Below are 16,043 nucleotides of genomic sequence, written 5' to 3' on the forward strand. Positions count from 1 at the left end.
GCGGCCATGACCACCTTCAACGACGGTTCCCCACTGGTCTCGGCGGCCGATGTGGCGCGGGACCTGGCCTCCGAGCGCCCGCCGGTGCTGCTGGACGTGCGCTACCAGCTGGTCGGCGCGGCCCCGGGCGGCCCGACCGCGGCCGAGGAGTACGCGGCGGGGCATCTGCCCGGCGCCCACTTCGTCGATCTGGACCGGGACTTGGCGGCCCCGCCCGGCGCGCCCGGCCGGGGCGGGCGGCATCCGCTGCCGGACGTGGAGGAGTTCGGCGCGGCGATGCGCCGCTTCGGGGTGAGCGCGGGTCGTCCGGTGGTGGTGTACGACGGCGCGGCCTCGATGGCGGCGGCCCGGGCGTGGTGGCTGCTGCGCTGGGCGGGGCACCGGGACGTGCGGGTGCTGGACGGCGGCTTCGCGGCCTGGCGGGAGGCGGGTCTTCCGGTGTCGGCCGAGGTGCCGCAGCCGCAGGAGGGCGACTTCAAGCCCGCCCCGGGGCTGATGCCGACGGTGGACGGGGACGGCGCGGCGGTCTGGGCGCGCGAGGGCCTGCTGCTGGACGCCCGCTCGGGCGAGCGCTACCGGGGCGAGGTCGAGCCGGTGGACCCGAGGGCCGGGCACGTCCCGGGCGCGGTGTCGGCCCCGACGGCGGAGAACGTCGGCCCGGACGGACGCTTCCGGCCGGCCGCCGAACTCGCGGAGCGCTTCCGGGCGCTGGGCGTGGGGGAACGGCCGACGGCGGTGTACTGCGGTTCGGGCGTGACGGCCGCGCACCAGGTGCTGGCGCTGGAGCTGGCGGGCGTGGAGGCCACGCTGTACCCGGGCTCGTGGAGCGAGTGGTCGAGCGACGGGTCCCGCCCGGTGGCGGTGACGGACCAGCCGGGCTGAGCGGGGACCCGCTCTGCGGCCAGATCTCCTGACGTGCACAAAGTGATACGGGGCGCCGACCAGGTCGGCGCCCCGTATCACTTCGCTTCTGCTGCTACTCCTGCTTCTTGCGCCGGCTGCCGAAGACGATCTCGTCCCAGCTGGGCACGGTGGCCCGGCGCCCGGGCCGGACGCCGTCCGCCTCGGCCTGCCGGTCGGTGGTGCCGACCAGGCGCTCCCGGTGGGGGGCGACGGCGCGGGGCATCAGGATGTCGGCGTAGGCCGAGCCCGCGCCGACGGCCGGTGCGGCGGCAGCGGCCGCGGGTTCCTCGGTCTCCTCGGCGACCTCGGCGGGCACCGGTTCGATCGGGGCGGGGCCGCCGACGGCGAGGTCTCCGCGGAAGGCGGGGACGACGTCGAGCAGGCTGGTCAGCGAGTCCCGGGACTCGGCGGTGGCCTCGCGCGACTCGCGGACCTCACGGGCCGACATGATGCGGTCGGCGGAGGGCCGGTCGATCATCGGGCGGGGCGGCCGGTCCTGGGGGAGCCGGGCGATCCGCGGGATGAACGGGAAGACCGACTCCTCCTCGCGCTCGACGTTCTCGCCGATGAGCGCGCGGGCCTCGTCGTCGTTGGGCTGGACGAGCCGCCGGGGCGGGTCGTACGTCCAGCAGGCGCTGCGGCCCTCGCCGTCGGCCCGGTAGGAGAGGATGACCTCCCAGGTGCCGTCGTCGCGCCGCCAGGAGTCCCAGCGCTCGGTGTCCTTCTCGGCGCCGCGCAGCGCGAGCCGCTCGGCGACGGCCTCGCCGAGCTGGGGCCCGGTGGTCTCCCCGTTGCGGCGGATGGCGGTCTTGCGGGCGCGTTCGGCCATGAAGGCGCGCTCGGCGAGAACGGGGCCCTCGAAGCGGCGGACCCGGTCGACGGAGATGCCGGCGGCCTGGGCGACCTCCTCGGCGGAGGCACCGGCTCGTATCCGCGCCTGGATGTCCCGGGGGCGGAGGTGGCTCTCGACCTCGATCTCGATCTGGCCGAGGCGCGGCCGGTCGCCGCGGATGGCGGCGCGAAGCCGCTCGTCGATGGGGAGGGTGTACTCCGTGCTGTCGGCAGCCTTGAGCACCAGCCGTGTGCCGTCGTTGCTGACGGCCACAACCCGCAGTTCGGGCACGGTTACCTCCCGGGTGGTGCCTGCCGACGTCACCTGCGTCGCTGCTCCCGTACTGAGTGTGGCCTGCCCGCTCGCGACTGGCCACAACCTTGCTGAGTTCCCCGGCGTGTCGGGCTCACGCCCGCGCATGCCGCTGTGGCACGGTTGCCTTTTTGCCACGTCATCCGTCGACGTCGCGCCTGGGTGTCCCGGCCGTCCTCGCACACGGAGTGTCCGCGACGATCCGGGACCGGCGTCGCCGTGCGTGCCTGTTCCATGGCTCTTCGTCAGGCTGCCGGTGAAGGCGCAGTCGACAAGTCGACCCAAGGCTCGGGCTTTACGAACAGTACTCCATTCGTGGCATCCGAAGGGGCGGCTCGCCGCTCAAGTCTCCCGCGATTCACGGGAATCTCAAGAGCGTGCGCCTTCGATGGCGTACCACCGGGGGATGGACGGTGATCATCTTCACACAATCCGGACCCGGAGAACCGCATTTTCGTCCCTTGTGTCCTTCTTTGGGCAAGATGGAGTGGCTTGTTCGAAGAACAGTCGTACGGACCGAGGGATTGTCGATGCCGGAGCGGAGCCCCGTCGAGGAGGGCGACAAGAAGGAGCGCAGGCGGATCGATCTGAGTGTGGCTCAGGTCGCGGCGAGTGCGCTGGCCACGGTGGCCGGGGCGTTGTTGGCGTCCGAACTCGGGGTGTACGGCACGATCCTGGGCGCCGCGGTGGTCAGCATCGGGGCGACCACCGGCGGTGCGCTGTTCCAGCACCTCTTCAAGCGCACGGGCGAGCAGCTGCGCGAGGCGGTGGACCGGGGGCCGAACCAGACGCTCAACACGCTGCGTCAGGTGCCGGCCGACCGGCCCGACGCGGAGGCGCCGCCGGCCGTGTCCTCGCAGTGGAGCGAGCCGCGGGTGGTGCGGGCGCGCCGGCGGTGGACGTGGAAGTCGTACGCGGCGGTGTCGGGCCTGGTGTTCGTGCTGGCGATGACGCCGATCGTGGCGTACGAGGTGGCCACCGGTCAGCCGGTGTCGGCGACGGTTCGCGGCGAGTCCGGCAGCGGGACGTCCTTCGGCGGGACGGTGGCGCCCAAGGGCCGGGAGCCGCAGGACGCGCAGCCGGACCGCCCCGCCCCGTCCGGCGGCGTCTCGCAGCCGTTGACGCGGCCGTCCGCCCAGTCGTCGACCGGGCCGGAGCCCCGGCCGAGCGGGACTCCGAGTGCGACGCCCTCCGGCGGCGCCTCTCCCTCGGTGAGCCCGAGCCCGAGCGCAACCCCCTCCGCGGGGGCCTCGCCCTCGGCGGGCGGCGGCAGGCCCACCGGCTCCGCGACGCCGCAGCCGCCCGTGCCGAGCGAGTCGGCGGCCGCCTCCCAGGCGCCGGTGACGCCGTAACGCCTCAGTCCCCGAGGACGCGGCGCAGGTAGTCGTTGCCGAAGACGCGCCGGGGGTCGACCTCGTCGCGCAGGGCGGTGAAGTCGGCGAAGTGCGGGTAGACCCCGGCGAGGTAGGCGGCGTCGCGGGTGTGCAGCTTGCCCCAGTGGGGGCGGCCCCCGTGGGCGGCCATCAGCTGTTCGACGCCGGTGAAGTAGCCCTGGTCGGCCGTGCCCCGGTAGAGGTGGACGGCGATGTAGGCGCTGTCGCGGCCGGAGGCGGTGGAGAGCCACAGGTCGTCGGCGGGGGCGAAGCGGACCTCGACGGGGAAGCTGATCCTCCAGTCGGAGCGCTCGACGAGGGCCCTGAGCTCGCGCAGCACCTCGGCGAGGGCCTCGCGGGGGACGGCGTACTCCATCTCCACGAAGCGCACCTTGCGCGGGCTGGTGAACACCTTGTACGCGGTGTCGGTGAAGCTGCGCTCGGACCAGGCGCGGCTGGCGAGCGAGGCGATGGCGGGGATGGAGCGGGGGAAGCGGCGGCCGACGCGGCAGACGCCCTCCCAGACGGTGTTGGAGAGGAAGTCGTCCTCCAGCCACTCCTTGAACCGGGGCAGCGGGGCGGCCGGGCCCTGGCTGCGGTTGTTGCGCTTGGTCGAGCAGCGGTCGGTGTGGGGGAACCAGTAGAACTCGAAGTGCTCGTTGACGGCCGTGAGGTCGTCGAGCCGCTCCAGGACCTCGTCGAAGGGCATCGGCTGCTCGTGCGCGGTGAGCAGGAAGGCCGGTTCGACGGCGAAGGTGAGCGCGGTGATCACGCCGAGGGCGCCGAGGCCGAGCCGGGCGCCCTCGAAGAGCCGGGGGTTCTCGGTGGGGGAGCACCGCCGGACGCTGCCGTCGGCGAGGACGATCTCCAGGGCGCGGATCTGGGCGGCGAGGGAGCCGGAGTCGCGCCCGGTGCCGTGGGTGCCGGTGCTGGTGGCGCCGGCGACGGTCTGGACCTCGATGTCGCCCATGTTGGTGAGGGAGAGGCCCTCGGCGGCGAGCAGGCGGTTGAGGCGGTGCAGGGGCAGGCCCGACTCGACGGTGACGGTGCCGGCCTCGCGGTCGAGCTCGCGGACGGCGGTGAGCGCGTGGGGGCGCAGCAGCAGCCCCTCACCGGGGGAGGCGATGGAGGTGAAGGAGTGTCCGGAGCCGACGGCCTTGACGGTGCGGCCCTGGTCGGCGGCGCGCAGGATCTCCTTGGCGAGTTCCTCGGGGGTGCCGGGGGTGGCGGTCCGGGTCGGCAGGGCGCTCTGGTTTCCGGCCCAGTTGGTCCAGCGGGTGGGGTTCGCGGTACCGACCTGGGGCATGCGCGGCCTCCGAATTTCCGGCGGGGTGGGGGCGGCGCGGTCCGCCCTACCCATGAGTAGGGGCTCACGGGTAGGGCGAGATTAGTCAGATCACCGGTCGGCGTCTACGGGTTGTTCGAGGGCGGTCGCGTTCTCGCCGTCGGCGGCGAGTCCGCCGTGCAGGCGGCCGAGACCCGCGAGGGCGGCGACCACGCCGAGCAGGCCCGCGCCGAAGGGCACCCAGTAGCCGGCGGCGGCGCCGGAGGCGTCCACCACCCAGCCGCCGGCGGAGGAGCCGACGGCGACACCGAGGGCGAGCCCGGTGGTCGTCCAGGTCATGCCCTCGGTCAACTGGGAGGCGGGGACGAGCCGTTCGACCAGGGCCATGGCGGAGATCAGGGTCGGGGAGATCGCGATGCCGGCGATCAGGAGGGCTCCGCCGACGGCCGCCAGGCCGACGACGCCGTCGACGGAGTGGGCGACCACCACCAGCGGGACCATGCTGACGGCCATGAACACCACGCCGAGGAAGAAGCGGGTGGCCAGGGAGCCAGTGAGCTTGAGGCCGCCGTAGACCACGCCGGCCAGGCAGGAGCCGAGCGCCCACAGGGCGAGGATCACGCTGGAGATCGGCTTGTGGCCCTGGGAGTCGGCGAAGGCCACGGTGACGACCTCGACGGAGCCGAAGATCGCGCCGGTGGCGACGAAGGTCAGGATCAGCACCTGGAGGCCGCGGTTGAGGATGACCGAGCGGCCGTGGTGCCGGGCGGCGGGGTGCACGGGCGGCTCGGTGGAGCGCTGCCCGGCGAAGAGCAGCACGCCGACGGCGAGGAAGACCGCCGCGAGCATCACGCCGGCCTCGGGGAAGACGGAGGTGGCCAGGCCGATGGAGAGGATCGGGCCGACGATGAAGCAGATCTCGTCGACGACGGCCTCGAAGGAGTAGGCGGTGTGCAGCTTGTCCGGGTCGTCGCGGTAGAGGTGGGCCCAGCGGGCGCGGACCATGGCGCCGGTGCTGGGCATGACGCCCATGCCGGCGGCGAAGACGAACAGCGTCCAGTCCGGGGCGTTCAGCCGGGCGCAGAGCAGCAGGCCCACGACCGAGGTGATGGTCATCGCCATGGCGGGGACGATGATCCGGCGCTGCCCGTGCCGGTCGACCAGGCGGGAGACCTGGGGGCCGAGGACGGCTGCGGAGACGGCCATGGTCGCGGAGACCAGGCCGGCGACGCCGTACGCGCCCCTGAGCTGGGAGAGCATCGTGATGATGCCGATGCCGGACATCGAGATCGGGATGCGGGAGACGAAGCCGGTGGTCGAGAAGGCCAGGGTGCCGGGGGCGGCGAATATCCGGCGGTAAGTGGAGAGCACGGGAGAGCTCCGGACGCGAGGTAAGGAACAAGGCTGGCATACACAGCTTACGTACGTTGGCAAACCGTATTTTCCGGGCGCCGGAGCAGCCCTGGCACCGGCGCACAGCCCCTCAGTGGCAGGATCAGTGCCATGTCCGACGCGCGCAAACCCTCACCGTCCGGGGCCGCTCCCTACGACGCCCTGTTGCTGCTCTCCTTCGGCGGGCCCGAGGCCCCCGAGGACGTCGTCCCGTTCCTGGAGAACGTCACCCGGGGCCGGGGCATCCCCAAGGAACGGCTCAAGGAGGTCGGCCGCCACTACTTCCTGTTCGGCGGGGTCAGCCCGATCAACGGGCAGAACCGCGAGCTGCTCGCCGCCCTGCGGAAGGACTTCGCCGAACACGGCCTCGACCTGCCGGTGTACTGGGGCAACCGCAACTGGGCGCCCTACCTGGTGGACACCCTGCGGGAGATGGCGAAGGACGGCCACCGCCGGATCGCCGTCCTCGCCACCAGCGCCTACGCCGGGTACTCCGGCTGCCGCCAGTACCGGGAGAACCTGGCCGACGCGCTGGCCGTGCTCGCCGAGGAGGGCCTGCCGGCCCTGAGCGTGGACAAGCTGCGGCACTTCTACAACCACCCCGGCTTCGTCGAGCCGATGATCGAGGCCACCCTCGCCGCCCTGGACGAGCTGCCCTCCGAGGTGCGCCCCGGCGCCCGGCTGGCGTTCACCACCCACTCCATCCCCACCGCGATGGCCGAGACCTCCGGCGCCCCGGACGACCCGGCGCGGGGCACGCCCGGCGGCGCGTACGTCGCCCAGCACCTGGAGGTGGCCCGGCTGATCGCGGCCGCCGTCGCCGAGCACACCGGCGTGGCCGGCCGGCCGTGGGAGCTGGTGTACCAGAGCCGCAGCGGCGCCCCGCACATCCCGTGGCTGGAGCCCGACATCTGCGACCACCTGGAGGCCGAGCACGCGGACGGCGCGCCCGCCGTGGTGATGGTCCCGATCGGCTTCGTCTCCGACCACATGGAGGTCAAGTACGACCTCGACACCGAGGCCCTCGCCAAGGCTTCCGGACTCGGCCTGCCGGTGGCCCGCGCCGCCACCGTCGGCGCCGACCCGCGCTTCACCGCCGCCGTGCGTGACCTCGTCCTGGAGCGGGCCGCCGTCGAGCGCGGCGAGGCCGTGACCCGCTGCGCCCTGGGTGCCCTGGGCCCCAGCCACGACCTGTGCGCCGTCCGCTGCTGCCCCAACCCGCGCGCCCCGCGCCCGGCGGCCGCCGAGAGCGCTGCCGGGAGCGCTCCCGGGAGCACCGACGGGAACGCCGAGCAGAACGCCGAGGAGAGCCATGTCTGAGCACGCCCTGCCCGGGGACGGGCTCCTGGACGACCTGCTGGCCGTCGCCCTGGACGCGGCCCGGCAGGCCGGCGCCCTGCTGCGCGACGGCCGCCCCGCCGACCTCGGCGTGGCCGGCACCAAGAGCAGCCCCGTCGACGTGGTCACCGAGATGGACCTCGCCTCCGAGAAGCTCGTCCTGGAGCTGATCACCGACCGCCGCCCCGAGGACGGCTACCTCGGCGAGGAGGGCTCCGAGCGCGCCGGCACCAGCGGGGTGCGCTGGGTCGTCGACCCGCTCGACGGCACGGTCAACTACCTGTACGGGCTTCCCTCCTGGGCGGTCAGCGTGGCCGCCGAGCTGGACGGCCGGGCGGTCGTCGGCGTGGTGTACGCCCCGGCCCGCGGGGAACTGTTCCACGCGGTGCTCGGCCGCGGCGCCCGGCTCGACGGCCGGCCGGTCTCCGCCCGCCAGGCCCCGCCCTGGGGCCAGGCGCTGATCGGCACCGGCTTCAACTACGTCCAGCCGGTGCGGGTGCGCCAGGCCGAGGTGCTCCTCGCCCTGATGCCCGAGGTGCGGGACGTGCGCAGGGGCGGCGCCGCCGCCGTGGACCTGTGCGACGTCGCCGCCGGGCGCCTGGACGGCTACTACGAGCGCGGCCTCGCCCCCTGGGACCGCGCGGCCGGCTGCCTGATCGCCACCGAGGCCGGCGCCCTGGTCGGCGGCCGCCCCGGCCACGGCCCGGACGGCCACCTGACCGTGGCCGCCGCCCCGGGCGTCTACGAGCCCCTCCAGGAGCGCCTCGCCGCCCTGCGCGCCTGGGAGGACTAGGCCGTGTCTTTCGGATCACGTCGGATCAGTGGGCGTCGTTGGGGTGGGTGCATCGGCGGTGCCGAGGAGGGAGCCACTGCGGAGCATTGGTGACCGACGAGAAGCCGTCGAGGTGCGTGCCCCGGCGGCGACCGCCCGGCGTGATCGGGTCGGCAGGTGGATCAGGCGGCGGTGCGGTGGCGCTCCAGCACCGTGTCGACGCCGTGGTCGGCGGCGAGGCGACGGAGGTCGTCCAGCTCGGACTGCTCCACCTCGGCGAGGAACTCATCCCCGGCTTCGATCGCGCGGTGCAGGTCCTGCTCGGCGTTGGCGATGCGCTGCAGGATTCCGGCCTTGAAGGCGTCCATACGGGCCCCCTTACTGTGTCGGACGTGCACGGTCGTACGTTCTCCGCCCCGAGGTGGTCCAGCCGGTGAAGACGCCCGGTCCGACAGGTGAAGGCTCTACCGGTCGGGCGCGGAGACGGCCCCTCGGCCGCTCCCGGTGACGTCCCAGCCCCAGGGCCGGCGCGGATGAACGCACGGCGGGTGGGTGCGATCGGCTCACGGCCAGATCGCGGGTGTGCAGCTGTCCTCCCCGCCCCCGGGGCGGGGAAACCTTCCGGCCGAAGAAAGCCGAAGAAAGTTGCCCGGGTCACAGTCCAAGCGGAGTGGTGCCGCTACGAACGGTCACCGATCGGGGCCCACACTCCGTGCGAGCGAGGCAGCTTATCGCTGCTTTACCGCATGACCAGGCAGGATGGAGGCACCGTCGGAGCCGTGCGTCCGCTTCCGGGGCCGGCCTGGAGAAGGGACAACGACCGTGCGGGTTCTCGTCGTCGAGGACGAGCAGCTGCTCGCCGAGGCCGTCGCCACCGGACTGCGCCGCGAGGCGATGGCCGTCGACGTGGTGTACGACGGGGAGGCCGCGCTCCAGCGCATCGCGGTCAACGACTACGACGTGGTCGTCCTCGACCGCGACCTCCCGCTGGTCCACGGCGACGACGTGTGCCGCAAGGTGGTCGAGCAGGGCCTCGCCACCCGGGTCATCATGCTGACCGCCTCCGGCGACATCAGCGACCGGGTCGAGGGCCTGGAGATCGGAGCGGACGACTACCTTCCGAAGCCGTTCGCCTTCAGCGAACTCGTCGCACGCGTCCGAGCGTTGGGCCGCCGCGCCACCATCCCGCTGCCGCCCGTCCTGGAACGCGCCGGTATCTCGCTCGACCCCGGCCGCCGCGAGGTCATCCGCGAGGGACGCACCGTCCAACTCGCCCCCAAGGAGTTCGCCGTCCTGGAGGTGCTGATGCGGGCCGGCGGCGCCGTCGTCTCCGCCGAGCAGCTCCTCGAGAAGGCGTGGGACGAGCACACCGACCCGTTCACCAACGTCGTACGCGTCACCGTGATGACGCTGCGCCGCAAGCTCGGCGACCCGCCGGTGATCGTCACCGTGCCGGGCTCCGGCTACCGCATCTGACATCCGAGACCCGACACCTGACACCTGACATCCGTCCGTCCGGCCGGAACCACCCCCGGCGCGGATTCCCCGCCGCACCCCGCGCCCGCCCCCCGGCGGACGCCCCGAGAGGACCGTCATGACCACCCCGCCCCCGGTCGGCGGGCCCTCCGGTGCGCCCGCCGGAGGCCCGCGCGCCGTCGTCCCGCCCCGGCCCACGCACCCCCCGCGCCCGCCCCGGCTCAACCAGCACGAGTCCTACGTCCCCGGCGACGGCCTGCTCGCCTGGCTGCCCTTCCGCCCCACCATCCGGATGCGCCTCACCCTGCTCTACGGCGGGATGTTCCTGATGGCCGGCGTGGTGCTGCTGCTGGTCATGTACTTCTTCGTCCAGCAGTCCCTCCAGGAGGTCGGCCAGCCGCGCCTGATGATCCCCGCCGGTGCGGGAATCTCCGTGCGGACGCCGGACGGCCTGACCTTCACCAACCAGGCCGCCCTGGACCAGTGGCTCAACGAGTACAAGTCCGTCCAGGCCGACCAGGCCCTCAACACCCTGCTGCGCAAGCTGCTCACCGTCCTGGTCTGCCTCGCCGTGATCGCCTTCGCGGCCGGCTACGCGATGGCCGGCCGGGTGCTGCGCCCGCTCGGCCGGATCACCCGCACCGCCCGCGACGTGGCCTCCTCCGACCTGCACCGGCGCATCGAGCTGGACGGCCCGGACGACGAGCTCAAGGAGCTCGCCGACACCTTCGACGAGATGCTCGACCGGCTGGACCGCTCCTTCGACTCCCAGCGCCGCTTCGTCGCCAACGCCTCCCACGAGCTGCGCACCCCGCTGGCGATCAACCGCACCCTGCTGGAGGTCCAGCTCTCCGACCCGGCCTCCTCGCCCGACCTCCAGCAGCTCGGCAAGACCCTGCTGGCCACCAACGAGCGCAGCGAACAGCTCGTCGAGGGCCTGCTGCTGCTCGCCCGCAGCGAGAACGAGCTGAACGACCGGCGCCCGGTGGAACTGTCCGAGGTCGCCACCCGGGCGATCGAGCAGACCCGTACCGAGGCCGACAAGCGCGAGGTGGAGCTGCGCACCAAGCTCGACCCGGCGGTGGTCGCCGGCAACGGCGTGCTGCTGGAGCGGCTCGCCCTCAACCTGCTGCAGAACGCCGTCCGGTACAACACCCCCGGCGGCTGGGTGGAGCTGGCCACCGCCGAGGTGCCCGGTGGCGGGGAACTGGTGGTCTCCAACACCGGCCCGGTGGTGCCCGGGTACGAGCTGGAGCACATCTTCGAGCCGTTCCGCCGGGTCAAGGGCGCCGACCGCACCCGCAGCGACAAGGGTGTGGGCCTGGGCCTGTCCATCGTCCGCTCGGTGGTGCGCGCCCACGGCGGCAGCGTCGAGGCGACCCCGCGCGCCGGGGGCGGGCTCACCATGCGGGTGCGCATCCCGAAGCCGTGACGTACCGAAACCGTGCCGTACCGAAACCGTGAAGGCTCAAGCCCTGAACCGGTAAAGCCGCAGCCCCGCGCGCTGCTCCGCGCGCGACCGTTTCCAGCCGCCCCCGCGAGGCCCGTCAAGACGACATAAGGCCAGGCGGGGGCGGCTTGTCTTTTCCTGCCCGAGCAACTTACGGTGTCGTAACCTACGCAACCGTAAGTGCGTTCCGCCGGAGCCGTCCGTCCGGTCCGTACACCGTGTGCCCACCGATCGCGCCCGTCCGGTGCGTGTCCGTCCCCAGGAGCAAGACCGTGACCATCGCCCCTGTGCAGAGCAGCCCCGCGCTCGGATCGAGCGGCTGGACCGACGCGCGGCTGATCCTGGCCCTCGAAGAGGTTGTGGAGAAGGAGCTCGACCGCCACCTGGCCATCGCCAAGGAGTGGATGCCGCACGAGTACGTGCCCTGGGGCCAGGGGCGCGACTTCGACGGCGTGCTGGGCGGCGAGGCGTGGTCGCTGGATCAGTCCCAGGTGACCCCGCTGGGCCGGGTGTCGCTGGTGGTCAACCTGCTGACCGAGGACAACCTGCCGAGCTACCACCACGAGATCGCCACGATGTTCGGCCGCGAGGGCGCCTGGGGCACCTGGGTGCACCGCTGGACGGCCGAGGAGGGCCGGCACGGGATAGCCATCCGCGACTACCTGCTCGCCACCCGGGCCGTCGACCCGGTCGAGCTGGAGCGGGCCCGGATGAGCCACATGTCGGAGGGCTTCGAGTCCGACAACGCGCACAGCATGCTGCACTCCGTCGCCTACGTGGCCTTCCAGGAGCTCGCCACCCGCATCTCGCACCGCAACACCGGCAAGTACGCCGGCGACCCGCTGTGCGACCAGCTGCTGGCGAAGATCGCCAACGACGAGAACCTGCACATGGTCTTCTACCGGAACCTGCTCAAGGCCGCCCTGGAGATCGCCCCCGACGAGGCCATGCGCGCCATCGCCGACGTGGTCACGGACTTCCGGATGCCCGGGCACGGCATCCCCGGCTTCGAGCGCGCCGCCGCGCAGATCGCCATCGGCGGGGTGTACAACCTGCGCATCCACCACGACGACGTGCTGCAGCCCGTGCTGCGCCACCTGAGGGTCATGGAGGCCACCGGGCTGAGCGCCGAGGGTCTGCTGGCCCAGGACCGCCTGGGGACCTTCCTGGACGGCCTGGACGCCCAGGCGACCAAGTTCGAGGAGCGGCAGGCGGCTCAGCTGGCCCGCCGCGATGCCCGTCGCAACGCGGGTTAGTCAGGTCACACGGACAGTCGGACTGGGTGGATTTTCCATAATTTGCCCAGGAAGATTCTGAACGTGACCAAGGTCACACCGTGTCGCTCCTCGGTTGCGGGCAACCTCGGAGCGTGATCATGCCCTCGGTGGTGCCGATCGCCGTCCGTGACCGGAATTTGCCACTCCGCCGGTCCGGAGGATTGGTCGGCACTCCTGGTGGGCATAGGAATCAGCAGATGTTCGGGCGGGTGCCGACTACTCTGCGTGATCGGGAAGCCGGTCCGGAAGCGCACCGGCGATGGCCCAGCGTGAGGCCCGTCGAGCCCCGATGGATCACCCCAACGGACCCCCGGCTGAGTGTCGATTGAGTAACGGGGCTTGAAGTAAGGCAAAATCTCGCCCTCGGGTCGGGCACAAGACCGACCCCCCATGCGTTACGTGCGCTGGAGATACCGCACACCGCACAACCCGGAGGGGGAGAGCGAACAATGGCAACGGACTACGACACCCCACGCAAGACCGACGACGAGCTCAACGAGGACAGCATCGAGGAGCTCAAGGCTCGGCGTAACGACAAGGGCGGCGGCTCGGTCGACGTCGACGAGTTCGACGCGGCCGAGGGCATGGAGCTTCCCGGCGCGGACCTGTCCAACGAGGAACTCGCCGTTCGGGTGCTGCCCAAGCAGGCCGACGAGTTCACCTGCATGAGCTGCTTCCTGGTGCACCACCGCAGCCAGCTGTACAGCGAGAAGAACGGCAACCCGATCTGCCGGGACTGCGGCGCCTGAGCACCGCGGTCCTCAGGGCCCGGTCGCCGTGGGTTCCCGCGGCGCCGGCACAGCGCCCCTTCCGGCCCCGGGCAGCGGGGCCGGACGGCAGGACCGGAGGCCGCCCCCCAGGGGCGGCGCCGGTAGGGACGGAGTCGGGCGGTGACGCGCCGACCGGCACAAAGTCATGGGGACGGTCCCGCAGCGGCGGAACCGTCCCTCTCCGTTTTTCCGGCTGAGCCGGCTGATCCCGGCTGATCCCGGCGTGCCCGCGTTTCCGCGCCCTCGGGTCGCTAGGCGCGAGTGCCCCGACGGGCCTCGTCGAGCGCCTGCGCCAGCTTCATCGGCGAGCGCGTCGACAGGTAGAGGTACGGCGTCGGGTCGGCCGGGTCGGTCACCTCGATCCGCAGCGCCGTCGGGACGTAGCTGCGCAGCAGCATGAAGGCGCGCGGATCGGCCTTGGGCCCGCGCCAGGCCGCGGCCTCGGACGGGCTCAGCGCGTGGGCGGTGCCCAGGGCGTCCACCGGGATCCGGGCCTGGCCGGCGACCAGGGAGCCCTGCACCACCCGGATCCGGGCCGAGCCGTAACTGCTGATCGCGACCGCGCCGGCGGCCACACCGACCACCAGTCCGATCAGCGCCGCCGGGCCGCTGACCCGGATGAGGATCAGCGCCAGCGTGAGACCGACAGCGACGGGGAGCAGCCACCAGGAGCGCGGCACCGTGAGGCGTTCGTCGTACATGCCTCCATTGTGGGTGCCCTGATGCCCCGCCCCGGACGCAACCCCCGCCGGAGGCCCTGCTACCGCTGGGTAGGGTGGGGCCTCGTGACCGGTACGACACCCCCCACCACGCCGATGTCCATGACCCCGACCACCCCGCCGCAGGACGCCGTTCTGCCGGAGCGCCACCCCCAGGCGCCCGCCCCCGGCACGCGGCTGGGCTCGCACTACGAGCACTGCTTCGGCTGCGGCCCGCAGCACCCCGGCGGCCTGCGGATCGACGCCGTCGCCGGCGAAGGTCTCGACGTCACCGCCGTGTTCACCGTCCGGGACGTCCACCAGGGCGGCCCCGGGCTCGCCCACGGCGGTGTGCTCACCACGGCGATGGACGAGACCCTCGGCACGCTCAACTGGCTGCTGCACGTCCCCGCCGTGACCGGCCGTCTGGAGACCGACTTCCTCAGCCCCGTGCCCGTCGACACCCCGCTGCACCTGCGCGCCTGGGTCACCGGCGTGCACGGCCGCAAGGTCTACAGCGCCGCCGAGGCGCGGATCGGCGGCCCGGACGGGCCGGTCGCGGTGCGGGCGGCGGCGCTCTTCATCCAGGTGAAGCTGGAACACTTCACCACGCACGGTCGTCCCGAGGACATCGAGAAGGTCCTCGACGACCCGGATCTGATGAAGCGCGCACGAGCCTTTGAGGTGAACCCGTGAGTACCAGCCCCCGAGAGCCGCTGGACGTCCTGATCAGGCGACTCGACCCCGAGCTGCCGTCGCCCGCGTACGCGCAGCCCGGTGACGCGGGCGCCGACCTGCGCACCACCGTCGACGCCGAACTCGCCCCCGGCGAGCGGGCCGTGCTGCCGACCGGCATCGCGATCGCCCTCCCGGACGGCTACGCGGCCTTCGTGCACCCGCGCTCCGGGCTCGCAGCTCGTTGCGGAGTTGCCCTCGTGAACGCCCCGGGGACGGTCGATGCCGGGTACCGTGGAGAGATCAAGGTGATCGTCGTCAATCTGGACCCGCGCGAGGGGGTCAGCTTCCGCCGAGGGGACCGAATCGCCCAGCTGGTGATCCAGCAGGTGGAGAAGGCCCGCTTCCACGAGGTGGAGGAGCTGCCTGGGTCGGCACGCGCCGAGGGTGGGTTCGGGTCGACCGGCGGCCACGCCGCGGTCTAGCATTCCCGCGGCCTCGCAGGAAGCCGAGCAGGTATTCGCATCGGTCTTGGACCGGGAAGGACAGTGACCGTGTTCCGTCGTCGCCAGAAGAGCGAGGACGCTGTCGAGCAGCTCGCCGACGACGCCATCAGCGCCGACGAGACGGCCGATGACGTCGAAGGTTCCGCCGAGAGCGAGAACGAAACCGAGCTGGACCCGGCCGACAAGGTCGGCCTGCCGCCGGCCCCGCGGCCGGACGGTCCGTGGGACCACTCCGAGCTGGAGAACCCCGAGGAGGGGCGGGTGGACCTCGGGGGTCTGCTGGTCCCCGGCGTCGAGGGCATGGAGCTTCGCGTCGAGGTCGCCGGTGACGCGATCGTCGCCGCCACCCTCGTACTCGGCAACAGCGCCATCCAGCTCCAGGCTTTCGCGGCCCCGAAGTCGGAGGGCATCTGGGGCGAGGTCCGCGAGGAGATCGCCAACGGCATCACCTCGCAGGGCGGCCTCATCGAGGAGGAGGAGGGCGAGCTCGGCTGGCACCTCCGTGCCCAGGTTCCGGTGCAGCTGCCGGACGGCACCCAGGGCGTGCAGCTGGTGCGCTTCGTCGGCTGCGACGGCCCGCGCTGGTTCCTGCGCGGCGTGATCTCGGGCCAGGCCGCCGTGCAGCCCGAGATGGCCGGCATCCTCGAGCAGGTCTTCCGCCAGACGGTCGTCGTCCGTGGTGACAGCCCGATGGCTCCGCGCGACCCGATCGTGCTGAAGCTCCCCGAGGACGCGCAGATGGTCGCGGACGGTGGCGGGGCGGCTGCCGCCTCCGGCGAGAACCGCTACGGCGCTCTCGACCCGTTCGCGCGCGGCCCGGAGATCACCGAGGTCCGCTGACCGTTCACCGGTCGTTCGCCGATCGCCCCCGTCCGGAAGCCCGGACGGGGGCGATTTGCATGTGGCGGGCCCGTCCCCGTACAGTTCCGGAGTCGCCGCGGGAGACCGGGGCAACAAGGCGGAAAGTGAATCCGATGAATGAAA

General features: G+C 72.6%; 15 protein-coding genes and 1 pseudogene. 11 read left to right on the top strand and 5 right to left on the bottom strand.

Going from position 1 to position 16,043, the window contains the following annotated elements; genetic code table 11:
- Nucleotides 1-6 precede the first annotated feature (6 nt).
- Nucleotides 7-882: a sulfurtransferase gene (locus IH61_RS0125555; protein WP_107057224.1), complete on the top strand. Its 876-nt coding sequence runs from the start codon at nucleotides 7-9 to the stop codon at nucleotides 880-882.
- 94 nt (nucleotides 883-976) lie between these two features.
- On the opposite strand, the gene sepH is transcribed toward IH61_RS0125555, so the two are convergent.
- A complete protein-coding gene (gene sepH / locus IH61_RS0125560; protein WP_078911389.1) occupies nucleotides 977-2,059 on the bottom strand; it encodes a septation protein SepH in 1,083 nt (360 codons plus the stop codon).
- A 518-nt stretch (nucleotides 2,060-2,577) separates the two neighbouring features.
- Here sepH and IH61_RS41395 point away from each other — a divergent pair.
- Nucleotides 2,578-3,399 (top strand): hypothetical protein, encoded by an 822-nt coding sequence (locus IH61_RS41395; RefSeq protein ID WP_051837954.1) that lies wholly within the window; start codon nucleotides 2,578-2,580, stop codon nucleotides 3,397-3,399.
- 4 nt (nucleotides 3,400-3,403) lie between these two features.
- On the opposite strand, the gene IH61_RS0125570 is transcribed toward IH61_RS41395, so the two are convergent.
- Both IH61_RS0125570 and IH61_RS0125575 read right to left on the bottom strand, forming a co-directional pair.
- On the bottom strand, nucleotides 3,404-4,726 hold the full coding sequence (locus tag IH61_RS0125570) for a D-arabinono-1,4-lactone oxidase (RefSeq protein WP_031073810.1): 1,323 nt from the start codon (nucleotides 4,724-4,726) through the stop codon (nucleotides 3,404-3,406).
- Between the two features lie 90 nt (nucleotides 4,727-4,816).
- The gene (locus tag IH61_RS0125575) at nucleotides 4,817-6,076 is read right to left on the bottom strand and encodes an MFS transporter (RefSeq protein ID WP_051837959.1); all 1,260 of its coding nucleotides are present in this window, start codon (nucleotides 6,074-6,076) and stop codon (nucleotides 4,817-4,819) included.
- A gap of 132 nt (nucleotides 6,077-6,208) precedes the next feature.
- Here IH61_RS0125575 and IH61_RS0125580 point away from each other — a divergent pair, with 132 nt between their 5' ends.
- Nucleotides 6,209-7,417, top strand: a complete 1,209-nt coding sequence (locus tag IH61_RS0125580; RefSeq protein ID WP_078911390.1) for a ferrochelatase — start codon at nucleotides 6,209-6,211, stop codon at nucleotides 7,415-7,417.
- A complete protein-coding gene (locus IH61_RS0125585; RefSeq protein WP_031073826.1) occupies nucleotides 7,410-8,228 on the top strand; it encodes an inositol monophosphatase family protein in 819 nt (272 codons plus the stop codon). The genes IH61_RS0125580 and IH61_RS0125585 overlap by 8 nt, the downstream gene beginning before the upstream one ends.
- Before the next feature lie 161 nt (nucleotides 8,229-8,389).
- Here the strand turns inward: IH61_RS0125585 and IH61_RS0125590 are convergent, their stop codons facing one another.
- Nucleotides 8,390-8,575 (bottom strand): hypothetical protein, encoded by a 186-nt coding sequence (locus tag IH61_RS0125590; protein ID WP_031073827.1) that lies wholly within the window; start codon nucleotides 8,573-8,575, stop codon nucleotides 8,390-8,392.
- 454 nt (nucleotides 8,576-9,029) lie between these two features.
- Between IH61_RS0125590 and IH61_RS0125595 the strand changes: the two genes are divergently transcribed.
- The 4 genes from IH61_RS0125595 (at nucleotide 9,030) to IH61_RS0125610 (ending at nucleotide 13,159) form a co-directional block, all read left to right on the top strand.
- Nucleotides 9,030-9,683: a response regulator transcription factor gene (locus IH61_RS0125595; RefSeq protein ID WP_030285473.1), complete on the top strand. Its 654-nt coding sequence runs from the start codon at nucleotides 9,030-9,032 to the stop codon at nucleotides 9,681-9,683.
- Between the two features lie 118 nt (nucleotides 9,684-9,801).
- Nucleotides 9,802-11,115 (top strand): sensor histidine kinase, encoded by a 1,314-nt coding sequence (locus IH61_RS0125600; RefSeq protein WP_031073829.1) that lies wholly within the window; start codon nucleotides 9,802-9,804, stop codon nucleotides 11,113-11,115.
- 290 nt (nucleotides 11,116-11,405) lie between these two features.
- Nucleotides 11,406-12,389: an acyl-ACP desaturase gene (locus tag IH61_RS0125605; RefSeq protein WP_031073831.1), complete on the top strand. Its 984-nt coding sequence runs from the start codon at nucleotides 11,406-11,408 to the stop codon at nucleotides 12,387-12,389.
- Nucleotides 12,390-12,859: 470 nt separating this feature from the next.
- Complete coding sequence (locus IH61_RS0125610) at nucleotides 12,860-13,159, top strand: DUF4193 domain-containing protein (RefSeq protein WP_030057692.1); 300 nt, start codon at nucleotides 12,860-12,862, stop codon at nucleotides 13,157-13,159.
- A gap of 272 nt (nucleotides 13,160-13,431) precedes the next feature.
- Here IH61_RS0125610 and IH61_RS0125615 read toward each other — a convergent pair whose 3' ends face one another.
- Nucleotides 13,432-13,881: a DUF3093 domain-containing protein gene (locus IH61_RS0125615; protein ID WP_031073833.1), complete on the bottom strand. Its 450-nt coding sequence runs from the start codon at nucleotides 13,879-13,881 to the stop codon at nucleotides 13,432-13,434.
- Between the two features lie 114 nt (nucleotides 13,882-13,995).
- Here IH61_RS0125615 and IH61_RS0125620 point away from each other — a divergent pair, with 114 nt between their 5' ends.
- The 3 genes and pseudogenes from IH61_RS0125620 (at nucleotide 13,996) to IH61_RS0125630 (ending at nucleotide 15,899) form a co-directional block, all read left to right on the top strand.
- On the top strand, nucleotides 13,996-14,574 hold the full coding sequence (locus IH61_RS0125620; protein WP_031073835.1) for a PaaI family thioesterase: 579 nt from the start codon (nucleotides 13,996-13,998) through the stop codon (nucleotides 14,572-14,574).
- Nucleotides 14,571-15,105, top strand: a pseudogene (dut, locus tag IH61_RS0125625) (dUTP diphosphatase). The gene IH61_RS0125620 and the pseudogene dut overlap by 4 nt, the downstream one beginning before the upstream one ends.
- Nucleotides 15,106-15,107: 2 nt before the next feature.
- On the top strand, nucleotides 15,108-15,899 hold the full coding sequence (locus IH61_RS0125630; protein ID WP_031073838.1) for a DUF3710 domain-containing protein: 792 nt from the start codon (nucleotides 15,108-15,110) through the stop codon (nucleotides 15,897-15,899).
- Nucleotides 15,900-16,043 lie beyond the last annotated feature (144 nt).

The organism is Streptomyces sp. NRRL WC-3742 (assembly GCF_000720635.1).
Classification (GTDB): domain Bacteria; phylum Actinomycetota; class Actinomycetes; order Streptomycetales; family Streptomycetaceae; genus Kitasatospora.